22 protein-coding genes are annotated in these 19,064 nt (G+C 51.4%); 13 read left to right on the forward strand and 9 right to left on the reverse strand.

The window, feature by feature from the left end:
• Positions 1 to 15: 15 nt before the first annotated feature.
• Entirely contained in the window at positions 16 to 462 is a 447-nt protein-coding gene (locus G9C99_RS04165; RefSeq protein ID WP_166416160.1) for a methyltransferase family protein, read from the reverse strand.
• Between the two features lie 129 nt (positions 463 to 591).
• Here G9C99_RS04165 and kynU point away from each other — a divergent pair, with 129 nt between their 5' ends.
• From kynU to kynA, 3 genes are read left to right on the forward strand one after another with little or no spacing between them, the layout of a single operon-like run.
• A complete protein-coding gene (gene kynU / locus G9C99_RS04170; RefSeq protein ID WP_166416161.1) occupies positions 592 to 1,785 on the forward strand; it encodes a kynureninase in 1,194 nt (397 codons plus the stop codon).
• On the forward strand, positions 1,743 to 2,276 hold the full coding sequence (locus tag G9C99_RS18405; RefSeq protein ID WP_166416162.1) for a GNAT family N-acetyltransferase: 534 nt from the start codon (positions 1,743 to 1,745) through the stop codon (positions 2,274 to 2,276). Before kynU ends, G9C99_RS18405 begins: the two co-directional genes overlap by 43 nt.
• Positions 2,260 to 3,096 carry a tryptophan 2,3-dioxygenase gene (gene kynA, locus G9C99_RS04180; RefSeq protein WP_166416163.1) on the forward strand — a complete coding sequence of 279 codons (837 nt, stop codon included), beginning with the start codon at positions 2,260 to 2,262 and terminating at the stop codon, positions 3,094 to 3,096. The genes G9C99_RS18405 and kynA overlap by 17 nt, the downstream gene beginning before the upstream one ends.
• Here the strand turns inward: kynA and G9C99_RS04185 are convergent.
• The 4 genes from G9C99_RS04185 to G9C99_RS04200 form a co-directional block, all read right to left on the reverse strand.
• The gene (locus tag G9C99_RS04185; RefSeq protein ID WP_166416164.1) at positions 3,093 to 3,776 is read right to left on the reverse strand and encodes a D-lyxose/D-mannose family sugar isomerase; all 684 of its coding nucleotides are present in this window, start codon (positions 3,774 to 3,776) and stop codon (positions 3,093 to 3,095) included. The genes kynA and G9C99_RS04185 overlap by 4 nt on opposite strands.
• A 23-nt stretch (positions 3,777 to 3,799) precedes the next feature.
• Complete coding sequence (locus G9C99_RS04190; protein ID WP_166416165.1) at positions 3,800 to 4,552, reverse strand: gamma-glutamyl-gamma-aminobutyrate hydrolase family protein; 753 nt, start codon at positions 4,550 to 4,552, stop codon at positions 3,800 to 3,802.
• Positions 4,553 to 4,653: 101 nt separating this feature from the next.
• Entirely contained in the window at positions 4,654 to 5,082 is a 429-nt protein-coding gene (locus G9C99_RS04195) for a GlcG/HbpS family heme-binding protein (RefSeq protein ID WP_166416166.1), read from the reverse strand.
• A gap of 10 nt (positions 5,083 to 5,092) precedes the next feature.
• Positions 5,093 to 7,210 (reverse strand): malate synthase G, encoded by a 2,118-nt coding sequence (locus G9C99_RS04200; protein WP_166416167.1) that lies wholly within the window; start codon positions 7,208 to 7,210, stop codon positions 5,093 to 5,095.
• A gap of 191 nt (positions 7,211 to 7,401) precedes the next feature.
• On the opposite strand from G9C99_RS04200, the gene pepN reads away from it, so the two are divergent.
• From pepN to G9C99_RS04230, 6 genes are all read left to right on the forward strand, one after another.
• Positions 7,402 to 9,942, forward strand: coding sequence for an aminopeptidase N (gene pepN / locus G9C99_RS04205; RefSeq protein WP_166416168.1), 2,541 nt, complete (start codon positions 7,402 to 7,404; stop codon positions 9,940 to 9,942).
• Positions 9,943 to 9,994: 52 nt separating this feature from the next.
• On the forward strand, positions 9,995 to 10,441 hold the full coding sequence (locus tag G9C99_RS04210) for a hypothetical protein (RefSeq protein ID WP_166416169.1): 447 nt from the start codon (positions 9,995 to 9,997) through the stop codon (positions 10,439 to 10,441).
• Between the two features lie 32 nt (positions 10,442 to 10,473).
• A complete protein-coding gene (locus G9C99_RS04215; protein ID WP_166416170.1) occupies positions 10,474 to 11,049 on the forward strand; it encodes a hypothetical protein in 576 nt (191 codons plus the stop codon).
• 94 nt (positions 11,050 to 11,143) lie between these two features.
• Entirely contained in the window at positions 11,144 to 11,728 is a 585-nt protein-coding gene (locus tag G9C99_RS04220; protein ID WP_166416171.1) for an invasion associated locus B family protein, read from the forward strand.
• A 137-nt stretch (positions 11,729 to 11,865) separates the two neighbouring features.
• On the forward strand, positions 11,866 to 12,174 hold the full coding sequence (locus G9C99_RS04225) for an ArsR/SmtB family transcription factor (RefSeq protein ID WP_166416172.1): 309 nt from the start codon (positions 11,866 to 11,868) through the stop codon (positions 12,172 to 12,174).
• On the forward strand, positions 12,171 to 12,569 hold the full coding sequence (locus tag G9C99_RS04230; RefSeq protein ID WP_166416173.1) for a VOC family protein: 399 nt from the start codon (positions 12,171 to 12,173) through the stop codon (positions 12,567 to 12,569). The genes G9C99_RS04225 and G9C99_RS04230 overlap by 4 nt, the downstream gene beginning before the upstream one ends.
• Positions 12,570 to 12,708: 139 nt before the next feature.
• Here the strand turns inward: G9C99_RS04230 and G9C99_RS04235 are convergent, their stop codons facing one another.
• Positions 12,709 to 12,933: a hypothetical protein gene (locus G9C99_RS04235; protein WP_166416174.1), complete on the reverse strand. Its 225-nt coding sequence runs from the start codon at positions 12,931 to 12,933 to the stop codon at positions 12,709 to 12,711.
• Positions 12,934 to 13,451: 518 nt separating this feature from the next.
• Complete coding sequence (locus G9C99_RS04240) at positions 13,452 to 14,030, reverse strand: lytic transglycosylase domain-containing protein (protein WP_166416175.1); 579 nt, start codon at positions 14,028 to 14,030, stop codon at positions 13,452 to 13,454.
• 153 nt (positions 14,031 to 14,183) lie between these two features.
• On the opposite strand from G9C99_RS04240, the gene gatB reads away from it, so the two are divergent.
• Together gatB and G9C99_RS04250 are read left to right on the forward strand one after the other, a co-directional pair.
• Positions 14,184 to 15,695: an Asp-tRNA(Asn)/Glu-tRNA(Gln) amidotransferase subunit GatB gene (gatB, locus tag G9C99_RS04245; protein ID WP_166416176.1), complete on the forward strand. Its 1,512-nt coding sequence runs from the start codon at positions 14,184 to 14,186 to the stop codon at positions 15,693 to 15,695.
• Positions 15,696 to 15,857: 162 nt separating this feature from the next.
• Entirely contained in the window at positions 15,858 to 16,277 is a 420-nt protein-coding gene (locus tag G9C99_RS04250) for a DUF4177 domain-containing protein (RefSeq protein WP_166416177.1), read from the forward strand.
• A gap of 81 nt (positions 16,278 to 16,358) precedes the next feature.
• Here G9C99_RS04250 and G9C99_RS04255 read toward each other — a convergent pair whose 3' ends face one another.
• Positions 16,359 to 16,616: a BolA family protein gene (locus tag G9C99_RS04255; RefSeq protein ID WP_166416178.1), complete on the reverse strand. Its 258-nt coding sequence runs from the start codon at positions 16,614 to 16,616 to the stop codon at positions 16,359 to 16,361.
• 75 nt (positions 16,617 to 16,691) lie between these two features.
• Between G9C99_RS04255 and G9C99_RS04260 the strand changes: the two genes are divergently transcribed.
• Entirely contained in the window at positions 16,692 to 17,321 is a 630-nt protein-coding gene (locus G9C99_RS04260; protein WP_166416179.1) for a DnaJ domain-containing protein, read from the forward strand.
• Between the two features lie 50 nt (positions 17,322 to 17,371).
• Here the strand turns inward: G9C99_RS04260 and msrB are convergent, their stop codons facing one another.
• Complete coding sequence (gene msrB, locus G9C99_RS04265) at positions 17,372 to 17,848, reverse strand: peptide-methionine (R)-S-oxide reductase MsrB (protein WP_166416180.1); 477 nt, start codon at positions 17,846 to 17,848, stop codon at positions 17,372 to 17,374.
• Positions 17,849 to 18,069: 221 nt separating this feature from the next.
• On the opposite strand from msrB, the gene cobS reads away from it, so the two are divergent.
• A complete protein-coding gene (gene cobS, locus G9C99_RS04270) occupies positions 18,070 to 19,056 on the forward strand; it encodes a cobaltochelatase subunit CobS (protein ID WP_166416181.1) in 987 nt (328 codons plus the stop codon).
• Positions 19,057 to 19,064: the final 8 nt, after the last annotated feature.

A 19,064-nucleotide genomic window follows, 5' to 3' on the forward strand; every position in this document is an offset into this window, starting at 1 on the left:
TCTGTCGCGTTTTTATTAAATCCAACGGCGGACTTTCCGGCAATACGCGGCATATTGAACTCGGAACTTACGGCGCAAACGGTCTTCTTCTGGGATGACAAATCGTTTTTCGATCACCCACAAGAACAGAGGGATCAGCGCGAGAGAAATGATTGCGTCCCACCGCAAGATGAATCCAGCAAGCAATAGCATGTCCGCGATATAGATCGGGTTCCGGCTACGTTTGAAAATCCCGCTTTGGATCAACTGCGTTGGCGTTTCATGTGGGACAGCCGTTGTCTTATGTTTGCGGAATTCAACAAAGGCCAGCATCATCAAAACAAGCCCACCCCCGATCAAAACACCGCTGATCAGGTCTGTTAATCCGCTTTCCAGCGATAAGATCGGGAAATACACCGCCTGCCACCAAGCGATCCCCAAAAACAAGAGAAGCCAAACAGGCGGAATATCAATGTATTTCATCACGGTCTCCTTTGCCCCTTCATACCTAGAACGCAAAGCGGTTCACAATGCGGCAAAACTGGCTCTTGCACGAATTGGGAAATCGGTTACTCTCCCCTATACTTTAAGCTTAAAACGTCTGGACCCCACATGATCGACTTCAAAGCCACCAAAGCCCTGTTTCAGCTGCCAGACGGCATGATCTATCTTGATGGGAATTCTCTGGGCCCATTGCCCAAGGCAACCTCAGATCGTGTGGCACGCACCATCAACGATGAGTGGGGCGAGATGTTGATCACGGGCTGGAACAAAGCGGGATGGATGGGCCTTCCTTCTGGGATTGGTGATCGGATCGCCAGATTGATTGGCGCCGAACCCGGCCACGTCACCATGGGGGATACACTATCGATCAAGGTTTATCAGGCGCTTGCCTCTGCCATGGAAATGAATGCACCACGTAAAGTCATTCTGTCAGACACGGGGAACTTCCCGTCTGATCTCTATATGGCGGCTGGACTGTGCAACACATTGGGCGACGGGTATGAATTGCGCACAGTCGCCCCCGAAGCGGTTGACGAGGCACTCAGCGAAGAGATCGCAGTTCTGATGTTGACCGAAGTTGATTACCGCACAGGCCGCATGCACGACATGAAGGCCCTCACGAAAAAGGCCCAAGCACTGGGTATTTTGTGTGTTTGGGATCTCGCGCATTCTGCCGGCGCGCTACCCGTTGATCTGTCAGGTTGCAACGCGGACTTTGCTGTAGGTTGCACCTACAAATACCTCAATTCCGGCCCCGGTGGCCCAGCGTTTATTTATGTTGCACCTCGTCATATTGAACGTGCGCGTCCCGCCCTGTCCGGGTGGTTGGGCCATGCTGCCCCATTTGCCTTTGATCTAGAATATCGCCCCGGCGAAGGTATCGAACGAATGCGCGTTGGCACGCCCCCAATTCTTCAGCTCGCAGCGCTTGATGCGTCGATGGATATCTGGGACACGGTTGAAATGGATGACATCCGGGCGCAGTCAATCGCGCTTTGTGATCGGTTTATTGCTGGGGTCGAAGCCACCTGTCCAGACCTTAGACTCGCCAGCCCCCGGGATGGCACACGTCGCGGATCACAAGTGTCGTTCCACTTTGAACATGGGTACGCCGCAATGCAGGCCGTGATTGCCCGTGGTGTCATCGGTGATTTCCGCGCGCCGGACATCATGCGCTTTGGCTTTACCCCGCTTTACATTGACGAAGGTGACGTAGACGCGGCAATCTCAATCATCAAAGATGTGATGGAGAACCGCCTGTGGGATCGCCCGGAATACAAAGTGCAAAATCGCGTAACTTAAATGTTTCGATCCGCCCCTATCATCCAGACGACCGCAGCGCCTGTTTTCAGGTGTTTCGGCGTGCTGTGCATGAAGGGGCGGCAAACGCCTACACAGCGGAGCAACGCGCTGCCTGGTGTCCCGCAACGGAACCAGACCTATCAACACCCGATCGCGCTGCTGACATGGTGGCATATGTCGCCTGCAAAGACAGCCAAATCATCGGCTTCATGGCGATGGAGCATGACGGCCACCTCGACCTTGCCTTTGTGCTGCCCGAATGGATGGGTCTCGGCGTGGCGCAAGCTCTCTATGATAAATTGCTTGAATGGGCGCAAGATCATCACCTGATCCACCTCACCACAGAGGCCAGTCTTTTGGCCCGCCCCTTCTTTGCGAAAAATGGCTGGGATGTCGTGACACCCGAAACCATTTTACGCCATGGCCAGCGAATAGACCGTTTTCGCATGGCTATTGATCTTGAAAGACCAGACAATGAAAAAACCATATAACCCCGCCGATGATGGCGCGCAGATGTCCTTTGACGGGCGCATGTCCTATAGCGATTACCTCGGGCTGGATGCGATCCTGAACGCGCATCATACCTTTAGCGATGCCCATGATGAATCCCTATTTATCATTCAACACCAAACCTCTGAGCTTTGGATGAAACTCGCCATTCACGAAGTCAGCGCAGCCCGTAAACTGTTGTTGCATGGCGAAACCCGCCCCGCCTTTAAAATGCTCGCGCGTGTGGCTCGGATTTTTGAGCAATTGAACAATGCCTGGGATGTGTTGCGCACGATGACTCCGAGCGATTATACTACCTTTCGCGATGCGCTTGGGCAGTCTTCTGGATTTCAAAGCTGGCAATACAGGCTGATTGAATTCATGGTCGGCAACCGCAACATCGCGATGTTAAAACCACATGAACACCGCCCAGATATTTTAGAAAAACTCGCTGCTGAACTTGCACAACCCAGCCTTTACGACGTTGCCCTTGGCGCATTGAACAATGCCGGGTTTACATTACCAGAAGAGGTTCTGAGCCGCGATCTGTCGCAGGCATATCAACCGCATGAAGCGGTGCAAGCCGCTTGGGTCAAGGTTTATCAAGACCCCACAACCCACTGGGAACTTTACGAGCTTGCTGAAAAGCTCGTGGATTTCGAAGATTATTTCCGCCGCTGGCGGTTTAACCACGTCACAACAGTTGAACGGGTGATTGGCTTTAAACGCGGAACAGGCGGCACCAGCGGCACCGCCTATCTAAAACGTATGTTATCTGTCGAGATTTTCCCAGAGCTCTGGCACCTCAGAACTGAACTCTAAAGCCAGTTCGCGTAGTCAGAGACCAGTAGATGTTTGGGCGGTTCGTCTTCCTCAATAGCGGCGAACCGCCCGATTGGCGCACGAAAGATATTGTCGGTTTCATCATCGTTCACTGTTGAAACCTCCCCAATCAGAACATCGCCGCCGTCCCCCCAAAACGCGTGCCAATCGCCGGGCATTAAGGTTACGCTTTCACCCGGGGCCAACATGAGAACTTCACCCCCGCCAAATTCGCGTTTGATCCCATCGCAAAACGCGGTCCCACCCGCAGTTTCATCAAAATTTCCCTCAGCATCGGATCCAAACAGTTCAATCGCTAATGTGGCTCCACCGCGATTGATAATGTCTTCGGCCTTTATCACATGAGTGTGCATCGGGCTGATTTGATCTTGCCGCGAAATTAGCAGTTTCTCCGCATAACACATGCCGCCGCCACGTTGCAGATCGCTTAGACGCCCGTTGCGGAGCGTAAACAAAAACAGACCAAGATTGTCAAAATCCCCCTGCCCGTAGTCCGTAATATCCCAGCCCATTCGCGCATTGATCACTGCTGCTGCATCAGGCGCGCGCGCTTTAAATTCCTCGGGTGACCAATAGGCAAACGGCGGCAGAACAAACCCATAAGACCGGATCATTTCATCCGCACGCGCCATAATATCGTTAATGCGTGATCGCTTCATTACCACACCTTTCTAATAGTCAATTAAACACGCGCAGCCCAAACCCGGACAGCCTCGCCAAATGCGGTAAACAATGGCCGCGATACAGGATCATTACTGGCATTCCATTCCGGATGCCACTGCACAGAGTAGGTAAACCCAGGGGCATCTTTGATATAGATAGCCTCAGGCGTTCCATCAGGGGCCGTGCCGTCAATGATCACATCCTTGCCGGCATCTTTGATCCCTTGGCCATGCAGCGTGTTGGTCATCACCTCTTGCGCACCCATCATTTTTTGAAAGGGGCCATCTTTGGAAAACGTTACGCAATGGCGCAGTTCAAACTTTTCCTCGAGCGTCCCATCAGGTGGCATGCGATGGTTTGTACGCCCCGGCAAATCGCGAATTTCAGGGTAAAGTGTACCGCCCATGGCAACATTCACCTCTTGGAACCCACGACACACGCCTAAAAACGGCTGCCCACGTTCAACGCAGGCCCGCACCAACGGTAGGGTAATCGCATCGCGACACCTGTCAAAGTCACCATGTGCTGCAGTCTCTGCTTCGCCATATTCTTCGGGATGGACATTCGGGCGCCCCCCGGTCAACAAAAAACCATCACAGGTTTCCAGCAACTCTTCTACCGATAAAAACCGAGGATCCGCAGGGATAAGCATTGGCATACACCCAGAAACATCGCTGATCGCTTCGGCGTTCATCGTCCCGCCTGCGTGTGCCGGATAATCATCATTCAAAAGGTAGCGATTGGAAATAATACCAACAATCGGGCGCGTCATGGGAATCCTGTCTATGGTGAACAGCGATCTTATAAACGCCCCAGCACAAAATGGGTAGGCATCTGGTGCACAGCAACCTGTGCACCAGTGTTTCCGTTACGTCAAATTTCCGCAACAAATCCCGCAGCCGCGATACCAACACTGCCCGCTTCGGCGTCATTGTCGGATGTATCGCCAGTTACGCCAACCGCTCCTAGCACTTCGCCTTTGGCATTGCGTACCAAAATGCCACCCGGTACCGGCACCACTTGGCCACCATAAACACCGTTGACCGCTGCCATAAAATAGGCCTGCTGTTCCGCACGCGCCATTTGCGCTTTGCCCGCCATGCCAAGCATGACTGCCCCGTAGGCTTTGCCATGCGCAATTGGAAAACGACCGGGTGCGGCACCATCTTCGCGTTCAAACGCCTTAACGTGGCCGCCCGCATCCAAAACCACAACAGACAAGGGCTTTAGCCCCATTTCATGTCCTTTTGCCAAGGTGGTCTTGATGATGGTTTTTGCTTTTCTCAATGAAATTTCAGCCATGTTTTACCCTTTAGCCTGCTGCTTTTAGTTCTAAACGACGCGCATGTAGAACTGGTTCTGTATAACCCGAAGGCTGAATACGCCCTTTGAACACCAAATCACAAGCTGCCTTAAAAGCGATTGTGTCAAAACTTGGCGCCATAGGAATATAGGCCGCATCGCCAGCGTTTTGGCGATCTACAACCGCTGCCATTTTGCGCATTGCCGCCATAACCTGATCTTGTGAAACCACACCGTGATGCAGCCAATTGGCAAGCGCTTGTGAACTGATCCGGCAGGTTGCGCGGTCTTCCATCAGCCCTACGTCATTGGCGTCTGGAACCTTCGAACAACCGATCCCGGCATCAACCCAGCGTACAACATAGCCCAAAATACCCTGCGCGTTATTTTCGATTTCAGCAGTGATGTCAGCATCCGAGCAATTCACGCCGTCCGCAACGGGAATGGTTAGCAAATCATCCAAAGTGCCCCGACGCCCCAAGGCAGAAATTTCATTCTGGCGGGCAAAAACATCAACCTTATGGTAATGGGTCGCGTGCAACGTAGCCGCTGTGGGCGATGGCACCCAAGCGCAGTTTGCACCGGACATTGGGTGCCCGATCTTTGTCTCCAGCATCTCGGCCATCCGGTCCGGCATCGCCCACATCCCTTTGCCGATCTGCGCTTTGCCCTGCAAACCACATTGCAGCCCGATATCGACATTGCGATCCTCATAAGACGCAATCCAAGGGGAAGATTTCATGTCCCCTTTAAGGATCATTGGCCCCGCTTCCATAGAGGTGAAAATTTCGTCCCCTGTACGGTCCAAAAACCCGGTGTTGATAAAGGCTACACGCGATTTAGCCGCGCGAATACACTCTTTCAGATTGACGGACGTGCGGCGTTCTTCGTCCATAATGCCCAATTTGACGGTGTTCTGTGGCAAGCCAAGTGCCGCTTCAACCCGTGTGAAAATCTCATCGGCAAAAGCAACTTCGGTGGGGCCGTGCATTTTGGGCTTCACAACATAAACTGATCCGCGCACAGAGTTTCCGCTGTCGCGCTGAAGGTCGTGCATAGCGGCCAATGTGGTGATCATCGCATCCATAAAGCCTTCGCCAATCTCGGCGCCATCGCGATCCAAAATGGCAGGATTAGTCATAAGATGGCCAACGTTACGCACCAACATCAATGCGCGCCCCTTTAAGGTCAAATCACTGCCATCGGGTGCAGTAAATGACAAATCATCCTTCAGCACACGGTGAATGGTCTTGCCGCCTTTTTGCACCTCTTCGCTCAGGTCACCTTTCATGAGACCCAACCAATTGCTATAGGCCAAAACCTTATCTTCGGCGTCCACAGCAGCGACAGAATCTTCGCAATCCATAATCGCAGACATCGCGCTTTCTAAAATCACGTCAGAAATACCGGCAATGTCAGCACTACCCACTGGGGTGGTGCGATCCAGAACCAAACGAATATGCAAACCATTGCGTTTCAACACGATTTCACGTGGGGCCTCTGCGTCACCAGAATAGCCTGCAAACGCAGACATATCTTGCAAAGCAATCGTTGCGTTGACTTCAGCCAGATCTGCCCAACTTCCCGATGCCAAAGGCACAGAACCATCCAAAAACGTTTTGCCCCATGCAATCACACGGGCACCGCGCGCCGCATCATACCCTTTGCCGCTTGGTAAATCGCCCATCGCATCGGTACCATAAAGCGCATCATACAAAGACCCCCAACGGGCATTTGCTGCGTTAAGCGCATAACGTGCATTCATGATCGGTACGACCAACTGCGCCCCCGGCACCTCAGCGAGCTCAGGATCGACGTTGCTTGTCTCAATCGTAAAATCTTCCCCTTCGGGGAGCAAATAACCAATCTCTTCTAGAAACGCCTTATACTGCGCCGCGTCATGGGGTTGCCCCTTGCGGGCAAGATGCCAGTCGTCAATTTCGCTTTGCATTTCACTGCGCACTTCTAACAAAGCGCGGTTTTTCGGCCGAAGATCATGCACGATCCCAGACAGCCCCGACCAGAATGCATCGGGCGACACACCCGTTCCTGGCAAGGCCTGTGTTTCAACGAAATCAAAAAGTTCCGGCGCGATTTGCAACCCTTGACGTTCAATGCGATCCGACATTTGGCATCCTTTGGTATATCACTGCATACAGATTCCCGCCACAAATAGGGGAAAAGTTTCCTATAGGCAACAAACGCGGTCATTTCATTTGACCAGTTTTCCCGAAAGGCTTTTCAAATCAAATCAGAGAGTACCCTTGCACCCCCCGACATCTGCGCTAAACCTATGGGCAAGTTACAAAGGATGACGTTATGTCGGATCAAACCATTTACCTCAAAGATTACACAGCCCCTGCCTTCTTGGTGGATGAGGTTCACCTGACATTTTTTCTCGCGCCAAAAGCGACGCGCGTTGTCTCAAAAATCAAATTCCGCCCAAATCCCGACAGCAGCGCAACAGAGTTCTTTTTGCACGGCGAACAGCTTCGCTTTCTCGGGGCAAAAATTGATGGTGCGCAAGTCACCCCTACCCTCACGGATACCGGGCTTACGTGTGATGTCCCTGATGGTCCTTTCACTTGGGAGGCAGAGGTCGAAGTCGCACCCGAAGACAATACAGCGCTTGAGGGGCTTTATATGTCCGGCGGCATGTATTGCACCCAATGTGAGGCCGAAGGTTTCCGCAAAATCACCTATTATCCGGATCGTCCCGATGTGATGTCTGTCTTCACCGTGCGGGTTGAAGGCGATTATCCCGTACTGCTGTCCAACGGCAATCCAACGGCGGCGGGCGAAGGATGGGCAGAATGGCACGATCCATGGCCAAAGCCGGCTTATTTGTTCGCCTTGGTTGCCGGAAATCTGGTCAATCACCCTGGCACGTTCACCACGATGTCAGGCAAAGAGGTAGAGCTAAACATCTGGGTCCGCCCCGACGATATCGGCAAATGCGCCTTTGGCATGGAGGCGCTAAAACGCTCAATGATATGGGATGAAGAGGTTTACGGCCGCGAATACGATTTGGACATATTCAACATTGTCGCCGTTGATGACTTCAATATGGGCGCGATGGAAAACAAAGGCTTGAACATTTTCAACAGTTCAGCGGTTTTGGCCTCTCCTGAAACCTCAACAGACGCGAACTTTGAACGGATCGAAGCGATCATCGCCCATGAATACTTCCACAATTGGACAGGCAACCGCATTACCTGCCGTGATTGGTTCCAGCTGTGTCTCAAAGAAGGTCTGACCGTTTTCCGCGATCAGCAATTTACGGGCGATATGCGCTCCCACGCTGTGAAACGTATTTCAGACGTTTTGACCCTACGCGCGCGTCAGTTCCGCGAAGACAACGGCCCTCTTGCCCATCCCGTACGCCCCGAGAGTTTTGTTGAGATCAATAATTTCTACACCGCGACAGTGTATGAAAAAGGTGCCGAAATCATCGGTATGCTGAAAACACTTGTCGGGGATGAAAACTACGCCAAGGCGGTACAACTCTACTTTGATCGCCACGACGGCGACGCCGCCACAATCGAAGATTGGCTGAAGGTTTTCGAAGACACCACAGGTCGCGACCTAACCCAATTCAAACTCTGGTATGGGCAGGCTGGTACTCCGCGTATCGCCGTAACTGAGCAGCTTGAAAACGGGACCTACACCCTCACCTTCAAACAATCGACACCCGCGACACCGGGCCAACCTATCAAGGACCCACGGGTTATTCCTGTCGCTGTTGGCCTATTGAATGACCAAGGCGAAGAAACCCAAGCGACAACCGTGCTGGAAATTACAGAAGCCGAGCAGAGCTTTACCTTCTCCGGCCTTTCGTCAAAACCCACACCGTCTGTCCTCAGAGGTTTTTCCGCACCCGTCATTATAGAACGTCAATCGAACAATTCTGAACGGGCGTTCCTGCTTGCCCACGACACGGACCCGTTCAACAAATGGGAGGCAGGGCGCGCTTTGGCCAAAGATTGCCTCAGCCGTCGGGTGATTGATGGCACACCTTTGCCAGCGGATTACCTTGATGCCTTGGCCCGTGTGGCACAGGACGACACGCTTGATCCCGCCTTCCGCGCGCTGGCCCTTGCTGCCCCGTCCCAAGATGACATGGCTCAAACCCTGTTTGATGCGGGTGTTACGCCTGATCCGCTAAAAATCTACGAAACTCTGCAAAGCTGGCGCCAAGAAGTCGCTGAACGCCTGCAAAACGCACTGCCAAATCTCTATGCAGCGATGCACGTTGAAGGTGCCTATTCCCCTGACGCAGAACCGGCTGGCAAACGTGCGCTTCAGGGGATCGTTCTCTCCTTCCTGTCGCGTTTAGACAGCGGCGATCAGGCCCGCGCACAATACGCCGCCGCCGATAACATGACCCAACAACTCAGCGCGCTCAGTTGCCTGTTGTCTGTGGATCGCGGCAAAGAACAGCTCAGCGCGTTTTATGACCAATGGAAATCAGATCGTTTGGTCATGGACAAATGGTTTGGACTACAAACCAGCCTCGCCAACCCTGATTCAGCTGCAGCAACCGCAACTGCGCTGACACAACACGCTGACTTTGATTGGAAAAACCCAAATCGTTTCCGCGCCGTGATTGGCGGCCTTGCGATGAACCCGGCTGGGTTTCACGACCCATCTGGCGCGTCCTATGAACTCGTGGCGGATTGGTTGATCAAACTTGATCCGCTTAATCCACAAACAACAGCCCGTATGTCCACAACATTTGAAACCTGGAAACGCTACGATGCGGATCGGCAGGCCCAAATGCGTGCTGCCTTGGAACGGATTCAATCCACCCCCGACCTCAGCCGCGACACATCAGAAATGGTGACCCGCATATTGGGGTGAAAATTTCCACTTTGTAGAGACGCGATTTCGCGCCATAATAAGGGCCATGCAAATGGAAAACACAATGAACGCTGAGGTTTACACGCATCAAAACAGAGGACGCGCCGCACGCACCGTGGCCGTCCTTGGCGCGATTTATGCGATTTCGGTCTTTGCCTTTGTTTGGCTCAATGCCGCGTGGTGGATCATTGCCGCGTTGGTTGTCTTTACTCTCCCGGCCATCTGGGACCTCGCGACAGACCGGGTTGCGGGGCTCACGTTATCCGATACGCAAATCACTTGGCGCTCTGGATCGTTTGAAGATTACCGCGCCTATGGGGAAATCGAAAAAGTACGCTTTGACACGCGGCTTGATTTCTCAGTGCGCGTGACTTTGGTGCTATCACGGGACAGAAAACTACGCCTCCCCTACGATTGCCTGCCGCCGCACAAAGAATTCGAAGACGAGCTAAACAAACGCAATATAAAAACTGAGCGGCATCATTTTTCTCTGATGTGAAAACGCTTTTTGCCCCCACGCAGGAAATTTACTTGCAACCTGTCCGATACAACGCCCCTCAAGCAATATTGCTTGGCCTCATCTTTTCCATCGCAATCGCAGCATTCTTTTTGATATTCAGAAGCGAAGCCGCCCCGCTCCTTGGCCAATTCCAACACGGCATGAGAATGTATGCTTTGCCACCTACATTCGCGTCAATTGCATCTTTCTTACTTGGCATGGGAATAGGCAGCCAAGTATCACTTCTTTGGACCAATGCGAATAGATTACGTGCGGTGTTCCGCCCGAATAAAGGGCGCGTTATCAGCGCTCTGGTCTTGGCTTTGGTGACTCCATTTAGCATTCTAATCATCTTGCCTGTAACATTTCTATTTTCTCTTTTGGTGATCCTAGGTCACCTCGCGGACGGAAGAGCCCTGCCTCCCGAGTCAAATTGGACCCTCTTGACTTTCGGTCTTGTTGCGTTGCCTTTGGCTTATGTATTTGCGTCCCTCATTATTTCGGGTGTTCGGGGCCGCGGTATTCGGGTTTTACTTTTCGCCCAAGTTTGGCTCGCTATCTACAGTGCTGTGCTGCTTTCTTCAGGGTTTTCAACCATTGATCTCTAAGAGCTTAAAGAAAACACAAACCTGTCATTAGACATTTCCGACGACCAACACATACACTCGTGCAAACTAACCTCATCACATCGGAAAGAGGATCATGCGCGCAACACTCCTTCTGCTGACCTTCGTCATTTCGCTTCTTCCCCCTGTGACCCAAGCCCAAGACCGCGAGGGTCGTGATACAGCCGGTGCGTGGCGCCCGACGTACCAAGAAACCTACGGCATTTGGCGGGTCGTCTGCGATGAACGCGACCGCGTGGCAGGTGTCGAAGGCGACGTTGAGCCGCGCTGTTATATCCGCTACGTCGATGTGTTTTCGCCCGCCCCGGCATTCGCGGCCCAGTTTATGTTCATCACCCCCGAAACCGGCGGCCTTAGGGTCGAATTTGGCACCGAGCCCGGCACGCGTTTTACCAATGACGGCTTTCGCATAGAAGATTGGGTCGGCATTCAGTGGTCCACGCAAAATCGGGGCTGTCTGTTTGGTGGGGAATGCGTGTTCGAAGGCGACGCCGCTATCCCGCTCTTAGACGCTATGCGAGATCAAGGTGCGCTGCGCTTTACCTTCACAGATCGTCACGGTTCCGCTCAAGACCTTAGTTGGCCTTTAACAGGATTTGACAGCGCTTTTTCTGATTTCCTTGCTCAATCAGACGCCCGCGGATTGCCATACCTACAGTAAATGCAAACAAACGGTCAGTTCTAAACAATAACCAACGTAATGTTGGTTGCACCAACAACATCCGATTGAGAGCATTAATCTTTATGCAGTAAAGTTACTGCACTTGACATGCCGTACTTTTACTGCATAAAGGCGTCATGCAAGATGATCAGCTTGATAAAATATTCAAAGCCCTTTCTGACAGCACCCGCCGCCGCATCATCGACCGACTGAGCAAACAACCGGCTCAATCGTTGTTCGAAGTCTGCGCTGCTTCGGTTGCCGAAGATGGTATCGCGTTGTCCCGCCAGACAGTCTCTCAGCATCTTGCTGTTTTGGAGAAAGCTAACCTAGTCGAGATCATATGGAAGGGGCGTACAAAAACGCACTCTTTGAACATCACTGAAGGTCACATCGAGGCCGCAACTTGGCTTATGAAATACAAACAGAATGGAGAAGAAGAATGAAAATCTATTTGACCCACGTCTTTGTCGACGACCAAGACAAGGCTGAGAAGTTTTACACAGATATCCTAGGTTTCACCGTGAAAAACAATGTCCCTTTGGGCGAACATCGTTGGCTTACAGTAGTATCGAACGAAGCCCCTGAGGGAACTGAATTATTGCTGGAACCAAGCGACCATCCCGCGGTGAAACCTTATAAAGAAGCCCTGGTTTCCGACGGCATTCCTGCGCATTCATTTCAAGTGGAAGATCTGCATGCCGAGCGGAAAAAACTGGGGGATTTGGGCGTTAACTTCACCGTTGAGCCAATGGATGCGGGTCCGGTTCGTATGGCGATTTTCGACGACACCTGCGGAAATCTCATTCAATTGATCCAAATGATGGACGTGACAAAATAACCAACCAACTATGCCTGGTCAGCAAAATCGCAAGTCGAACGGTGGAATCCGATAGTGTGAATAATTTACCAGTAAGAATATTGCCATCAGGCAAATATTGTGGTTCCCAAATCTGCCATTTACCACCAGCGAAATACAATCAGCTCTCATAGTTGCAATGGCTCCATGGGCCATAAAACATCAAAGTGCTGCCAGGCATAGCATCGGCAAGGATTTCTTCGGTGGCATTCTTGCCTTCCTCCTGCTCACGGAGAATCAAACCGAAGCGGTACCCATAAAATGATCTCGAGAAAGGTTTCACCAATACTTCGGCGCTTTCCTTAGCATCAATTTCCCTCTCAAGCATTTGAACAATTTCTTGCATTGATTGCTTGGTGGGCTAAGCTCGCATTCCTTGATCGACAACTTCGCAAAAAATCAACTTTCCTGACTTATCAAAAACATAAGCAGCGACAAAATCTCGAGTATCTCCATCCTCGACAGCAAGCTGAGGTGCGATCCAATAGCCATTCCCTTGCGCCGTATTGCCTACCTGTCGAAGATGGGGGTTATCAAGAACGAGAGGAAAGCCAAACTCCTCAAAGTCAGCTGCCGTACACGGCGACGCAAAAAGGTTAGCTTTACAAGAACTGACACTTCTCGGTTTATGCCTTCCCAAAAGGCGACCAATGATGGGTTTTAATTTTTTGAACCCTTTTTACGCTAACATACCACTTGGACTATACTATCTTAAGTATAGTTTGCCGTTCGAAGCATTAACAAGCTTCGCCCCAATCACCCGTGGGGTAGGCAATAGCCCAAAGGTTCTCTAATCCATTTTTCACTTCTGATCAGCCTTATCGTCTTAGCACGAAGGTTACGATACGAAATCATCTAGACAAATCACAACGCACAATAACTTTGTGCGTTGGTCCATTCTATCATGTCATTACGTTTACGGGTCGAATGAAAGGGGCCCCAATCCGCCGCTAGCCCTCGACCATTTGCAGCAACCACACCGTCACGCACAACCGTATGTGCCGCAATACGCACCGCGCACGACAAATTGGCCTCGCCATTCAGCAGTGCCTCCCCCGAACGTGCGTCGCACCCATAACCGCGTGCTGTCGCAGGTGCGATTTGAGCCAAGCCGAACCACCGACCATTCCCACCGACGGCCCTTTGGTTCCATGTGCTTTCATGTTTTGCAAGAGTCGAAAGCATCCCGGACCAAAACAAACGCCGCTGTTCAATCGAGGCTGCTTCATAGGCCGGACACCAAGTTTCGATATCTGCCGGAACAAGGTTTTCCAATGCAGCCCCATGTCCTGCAAGCGCATTGAGTGCTGCATCCGTCCAAGCAGTGGCTTGCGGCAAGTGATCCCACCGCATATCTGCCCGGACCTCTCGCGTCACCTGGACCTCAGCAGAACCGGAGCATCCAGCCATCACCACCATCGCCAACATTGATTTCTTAATCATCGAATTTCCTACCCAAACTTAATAAATATTCGCCACTCGGTAAAAAATTTGCAATCAATCCCCGTTCAATCCCAGAATTTTGGCAAACAGCCGCTTGCCCCCTTTCGCGCCCTGTCTTAGAAGAACTCAACTGCAAAACAGGACGATTGAACCATGCTCGACCTTTCATATGACGCCCCTACCCCCAAAACCATCGCTGGTGCGAAGGACGATTGGGAACTTGTAATCGGTATGGAAGTCCACGCTCAGGTGAGCTCAAACGCTAAATTGTTTTCTGGTGCGTCGACAAAGTTTGGTGCCGAACCGAACTCACACGTAGCCTTCGTTGACAGCGCTATGCCTGGCATGTTGCCAGTGATTAACGAATTTTGCATTGAACAGGCCGTGCGCACAGGCCTAGGCCTAAAGGCAGAAATCAACCTAAAGTCCGCCTTTGACCGCAAAAACTATTTCTACCCTGATTTACCCCAAGGTTACCAAATTTCCCAACTTTACCACCCTATCGTTGGTGAAGGCGAAGTTCTGGTTGAGATGGGTGATGGCACCGCGCGCAACGTCCGAGTTGAACGCATCCACCTTGAACAAGACGCCGGAAAATCCATCCACGACATGGACCCAAACATGTCTTTCGTCGATCTAAACAGAACCGGCGTTGCGCTGATGGAAATCGTGTCGCGCCCAGACATTCGTGGCCCGGAAGAAGCCGCAGCCTATCTTGGTAAGCTTCGCCAAATCTTGCGTTACCTCGGTACATGTGATGGCAACATGCAAAACGGCTCTATGCGTGCAGACGTCAACGTTTCCGTTTGCCGCCCCGGCCAGTATGAAAAATACCAAGCAACACAAGATTTTGGCCACCTTGGCACCCGTTGTGAAATCAAAAACATGAACTCAATGCGCTTTATCCAAATGGCCATTGATGTTGAGGCGCGTCGTCAAATTGCTATTCTCGAAGATGGCGGGGAAATCGTTCAGGAAACTCGCCTATACGACGCGGATAAAAATGAAACGCGTTCCATGCGCTCAAAAGAAGAAGCACATGATTATCGCTATTTCCCTGATCCTGACCTTCTGCCATTAGAAATCGAACAGGGCTGGGTTGATGATATCGGTGCAACTTTACCCGAACTGCCAGATGCGAAAAAAGCGCGATTTATCAATGACTTTAAATTGTCAGATTACGACGCCTCTGTGTTGACTGCCGAAGTCGAAAACGCCAATTACTTTGAAGCTGTTGCAAAAGGTCGTGACGGTAAGATGTCCGCAAACTGGGTCATCAACGAATTGTTTGGTCGTTTGAAAAAAGACGAAAAAACAATCACCGACAGCCCGGTTAACCCGACACAGTTAGGTGGGATCATCGAACTGATCTCTTCTGATGCTATCTCGGGAAAGATCGCCAAGGATCTTTTTGAAATCGTTTATACCGAAGGCGGCGATCCAGCAGAGATCGTCGAAGCCCGTGGTATGAAGCAAGTGACCGACACAGGGGCCATTGAGGCTGCTGTTGATCAAATCATCGCAGACAACCCTGCACAGGTTGAAAAAGCCAAACAGAACCCGAAACTAGCAGGTTGGTTTGTTGGGCAGGTAATGAAGGCTACAGGCGGCAAAGCCAATCCAAAGGCTGTGAATGAATTGGTCGCAAAAAAGCTTGCAGATTAATCGAACTCTCTTCAAAAACCCGCTTTTATAGCGGGTTTTTCTTTGCAAATGCGCAACAACCCAAAGTGAACCAATCCGCTGCAGGTCGTGTGGACTTGGAAAGTCTTGGTTCTATCTGCTACAAAAGACGTCTGCCACTAAGTCTGCCTCGGGGAACATTTTATGCCAAATTATGAATACAAAGTTATTCCTGCACCTAAGAAGGGGGAACGCGCGAAGGGCGTAAAGGGGAATGAGGCTCGCTTTGCCCAAACCTTGATGAATGTTATGAACGAATACGGTTCCGACGGTTGGGAATACCAGCGCACCGACACACTCCCTCTTGAAACCCGCTCAGGTCTCACTGGGAAAACCACAACATATCAAAACTTACTGGTTTTTCGCCGTGCTCTGCCAGAGACACATACTGGGACCGCGACCCAGCCAACTCAGCCAATTGTAGCACCTGTTATCGCATCTACAGAAGACGAGCACGACACCCCAGTGATTCAACTGGCCACATCTGAACACACCGAGCGTCTCGAACACATCCCGACAATCGGCCCTGCGCATTCAGACGTTGACGAAGTCGCGCAACGCTAACCACACATGCCAGCCTGAATGTCCTTCCAACCGGAAGGACATGAGGCGTATAGCGTGCCAAAGGCACTCATTTTCCTTAATTTACACTCGTATATCAAGTGCCAGAGCATGAATGCGCGCGAGTATGTCTTTCCCAATAGCTGCATGAACGGCACGATGCCGGGCAACGCGGCTCTGACTGGCCAATGCAGGCACTTTGAGCATCACGTTAAAATGGCTTTCTCCACCATCTTGAAAACCCGCGTGCCCGCGATGGGATTCGCTGTCGTCAACGACTTCTAACAATTCCGGCTGGAAGGCATCGTTCAATTTCTTGTGGATTTCGTCTGCAATTCTCATTTTTTAGTCTCTGCCCTCTTCTCTCTGACGGAAAAAAGTCTAAACTCTCTGGCTCGAGTCGGAAAGGTGCAGGCGATGAAGAAAGACGATCCATTCGGGTTCAATATGTCCGCGGCAGCAGCCAAGAAAAAAAACCCACGCGGCAAACGTGGGATGTCAGGGGCATTTGAAACCTCAACGCGCAAATGCGCAAATGAAGGCTGCCAAGAGGCGGGCCAATACCGTGCACCCAGATCACCAGATCATTTGGATGAGTTTCTGTGGTTCTGCAAAGATCACGTACGTGAATATAACCTCAAGTGGAACTTCTTTGACGGTACTCCTGAAGAAGCGGTTGAGGAACAGGAGCAATCCGATCGCGTTTGGGGACGCGAAACTAAACCCTTTAAGAAAAGCGATGAAGAGCGTGCATGGGCGCGGCTTGGCGTTGATGATCCCCATCAAGTTCTGGGTGAAAATGCGACGCGTAATCCCGGTAAATCAACCACAGGCAGCACTCGACGCCTTCCACCAACCGAAAGGCGCGCAGTTGAAATTCTTGAGGCCAAAGATCATTGGACCAAAACAGAAATTCGTAAGACCTACAAAAAGCTTATCAAAGTCTTGCACCCGGATATGAATGGCGGAGATCGTTCCCAAGAAGAGCAACTTCAGGAAGTTGTATGGGCCTGGGATCAAATCAAAGATAGCCGGAGCTTCAAGTAAAACAAAAGGCCACCCTCGGGTGGCCTTTTCTATGAGGTGGATTTTTGAAATTACGCTGCTCGGAAGACCAACGACACACCGTTCAAACAGTGCCGTTTTCCCGTAGGCGCTGGCCCATCATCAAAAATGTGACCCAAATGGCTACCGCAACGACGGCAGTGCGCTTCGGTCCGCGTCATGAAAAACCTTGTATCTGTGTGCGTGCCGATTGCACGCGGTAAGCTTTGATAGAAACTCGGCCAACCTGTCCCACTGTCAAATTTGGCATCCGACGCATAAAGCGCAAGATCACATCCGCGGCAATGATAGGTACCATCCGCGTAATTGCGATCAAGTGGCGAAGACCCAGCACGTTCTGTGCCCTCTTCGCGCATGACGTTATATTGCAGATCAGTCAGCATCGCACGCCATTCTTCTGGAGTACGCTCTATCTCAAATTCGCCTCCTGTCGCCAATGCACCCCGCGTCATAGCCAGTGCAGAAACGCCCGCCAGCGCGCCAAATGTCCAAAATTGCCGTCTATTCATCATCACACTCCGTTTACTTGACTAGAAGATAGGCAGCCGCCTGCGCTACGTCCACACACCCGCTGTCACAGCTACGTGAAATGGATGTAACCAATTTCTAAAAATTTTTAGGTCCAGAAGGCCGCATTTACCCGCCTTCCCCTTGCAAGGCACAACAATATCGGGCACGACTTGCCCGGTATGGTTTGGGTTGAACCCAACTTGAATTTTAGGGACGACAGATGGCGGACGGCACGATGGACATGAATGCAAAACCAACCGAGGATATTTCGGTTCGCGAAGTCTTTGGGATTGACACTGATTTGGTTGTCAAAGGCTTTCCTGAGCGCACAGATCGCGTGCCTGAAATCGATAGCACCTACAAATTTGACCCAGAAACCACATTGGCCATCTTGGCAGGTTTCAGCCACAACCGCCGCGTTATGGTTCAGGGATACCACGGCACAGGTAAATCTTCGCACATTGAACAGGTCGCTGCGCGCCTGAACTGGCCGTGTGTCCGCGTCAACCTCGACAGCCATATTTCACGGATCGACTTGATCGGTAAAGACGCGATCAAATTGCGCGATGGCAAACAGGTTACTGAGTTTCACGAAGGCATCTTGCCTTGGGCTCTGCGCAACAACGTTGCAATCGTATTTGATGAATACGATGCTGGCCGTGCTGACGTAATGTTCGTGATCCAACGCGTTTTGGAAACCGACGGCAAACTGACTTTGTTGGACCAAAACGAAATCATCACACCTAGCCCAAGCTTCCGCTTGTTTGCGACAGCCAACACCGTTGGTCTTGGCGATACAACCGGCCTGTATCACGGCACCCAGCAAATCAACCAAGCGCAAATGGACCGTTGGTCACTTGTCTGCACCTTGAACTACCTGAGCCACGACGCGGAAACCAATATCGTTTTGGCGAAAAACCCGGTGTTCAACACTGAATCTGGCCGCAAAACTGTAAGCCAAATGGTGAGTGTTGCTGACCTTACCCGGACCGCGTTCATGAACGGTGACCTGTCCACTGTCATGTCACCACGGACTGTGATCAATTGGGCGCAAAACGCCATGATCTTCAAAGATGTTGGATACGCTTTCCGTCTGTCCTTCCTCAACAAATGCGATGAACTTGAACGCCAGACTGTGGCAGAGTTCTATCAGCGGTGTTTTGACGAAGAGCTGCCTGAGAGCGCAGCGAGCATGAGCCTCGCTTAAGTTTGTAG

The sequence above is a fragment of the Cochlodiniinecator piscidefendens genome (assembly GCF_011326755.1).
GTDB lineage: Bacteria > Pseudomonadota > Alphaproteobacteria > Rhodobacterales > Rhodobacteraceae > Cochlodiniinecator > Cochlodiniinecator piscidefendens.

Coding starts and splice junctions, on each gene's coding strand:
- G9C99_RS04255 (WP_166416178.1), bottom strand. CDS start 16,616: ATGAGAATTGCAGACGAAATCCACAAGAAATTGAACGATGCCTTCCAG.
- G9C99_RS04260 (WP_166416179.1), top strand. CDS start 16,692: ATGAAGAAAGACGATCCATTCGGGTTCAATATGTCCGCGGCAGCAGCC.
- kynU (WP_166416161.1), top strand. CDS start 592: ATGATCGACTTCAAAGCCACCAAAGCCCTGTTTCAGCTGCCAGACGGC.
- msrB (WP_166416180.1), bottom strand. CDS start 17,848: ATGAATAGACGGCAATTTTGGACATTTGGCGCGCTGGCGGGCGTTTCT.
- G9C99_RS04185 (WP_166416164.1), bottom strand. CDS start 3,776: ATGAAGCGATCACGCATTAACGATATTATGGCGCGTGCGGATGAAATG.
- G9C99_RS04220 (WP_166416171.1), top strand. CDS start 11,144: ATGCGCGCAACACTCCTTCTGCTGACCTTCGTCATTTCGCTTCTTCCC.
- G9C99_RS04190 (WP_166416165.1), bottom strand. CDS start 4,552: ATGACGCGCCCGATTGTTGGTATTATTTCCAATCGCTACCTTTTGAAT.
- pepN (WP_166416168.1), top strand. CDS start 7,402: ATGTCGGATCAAACCATTTACCTCAAAGATTACACAGCCCCTGCCTTC.
- G9C99_RS04225 (WP_166416172.1), top strand. CDS start 11,866: ATGCAAGATGATCAGCTTGATAAAATATTCAAAGCCCTTTCTGACAGC.
- cobS (WP_166416181.1), top strand. CDS start 18,070: ATGGCGGACGGCACGATGGACATGAATGCAAAACCAACCGAGGATATT.
- G9C99_RS04240 (WP_166416175.1), bottom strand. CDS start 14,030: ATGATTAAGAAATCAATGTTGGCGATGGTGGTGATGGCTGGATGCTCC.
- G9C99_RS04210 (WP_166416169.1), top strand. CDS start 9,995: ATGGAAAACACAATGAACGCTGAGGTTTACACGCATCAAAACAGAGGA.
- G9C99_RS04165 (WP_166416160.1), bottom strand. CDS start 462: ATGAAATACATTGATATTCCGCCTGTTTGGCTTCTCTTGTTTTTGGGG.
- G9C99_RS04230 (WP_166416173.1), top strand. CDS start 12,171: ATGAAAATCTATTTGACCCACGTCTTTGTCGACGACCAAGACAAGGCT.
- G9C99_RS04200 (WP_166416167.1), bottom strand. CDS start 7,210: ATGTCGGATCGCATTGAACGTCAAGGGTTGCAAATCGCGCCGGAACTT.
- G9C99_RS04235 (WP_166416174.1), bottom strand. CDS start 12,933: ATGCAAGAAATTGTTCAAATGCTTGAGAGGGAAATTGATGCTAAGGAA.
- G9C99_RS04250 (WP_166416177.1), top strand. CDS start 15,858: ATGCCAAATTATGAATACAAAGTTATTCCTGCACCTAAGAAGGGGGAA.
- G9C99_RS04195 (WP_166416166.1), bottom strand. CDS start 5,082: ATGGCTGAAATTTCATTGAGAAAAGCAAAAACCATCATCAAGACCACC.
- kynA (WP_166416163.1), top strand. CDS start 2,260: ATGAAAAAACCATATAACCCCGCCGATGATGGCGCGCAGATGTCCTTT.
- gatB (WP_166416176.1), top strand. CDS start 14,184: ATGCTCGACCTTTCATATGACGCCCCTACCCCCAAAACCATCGCTGGT.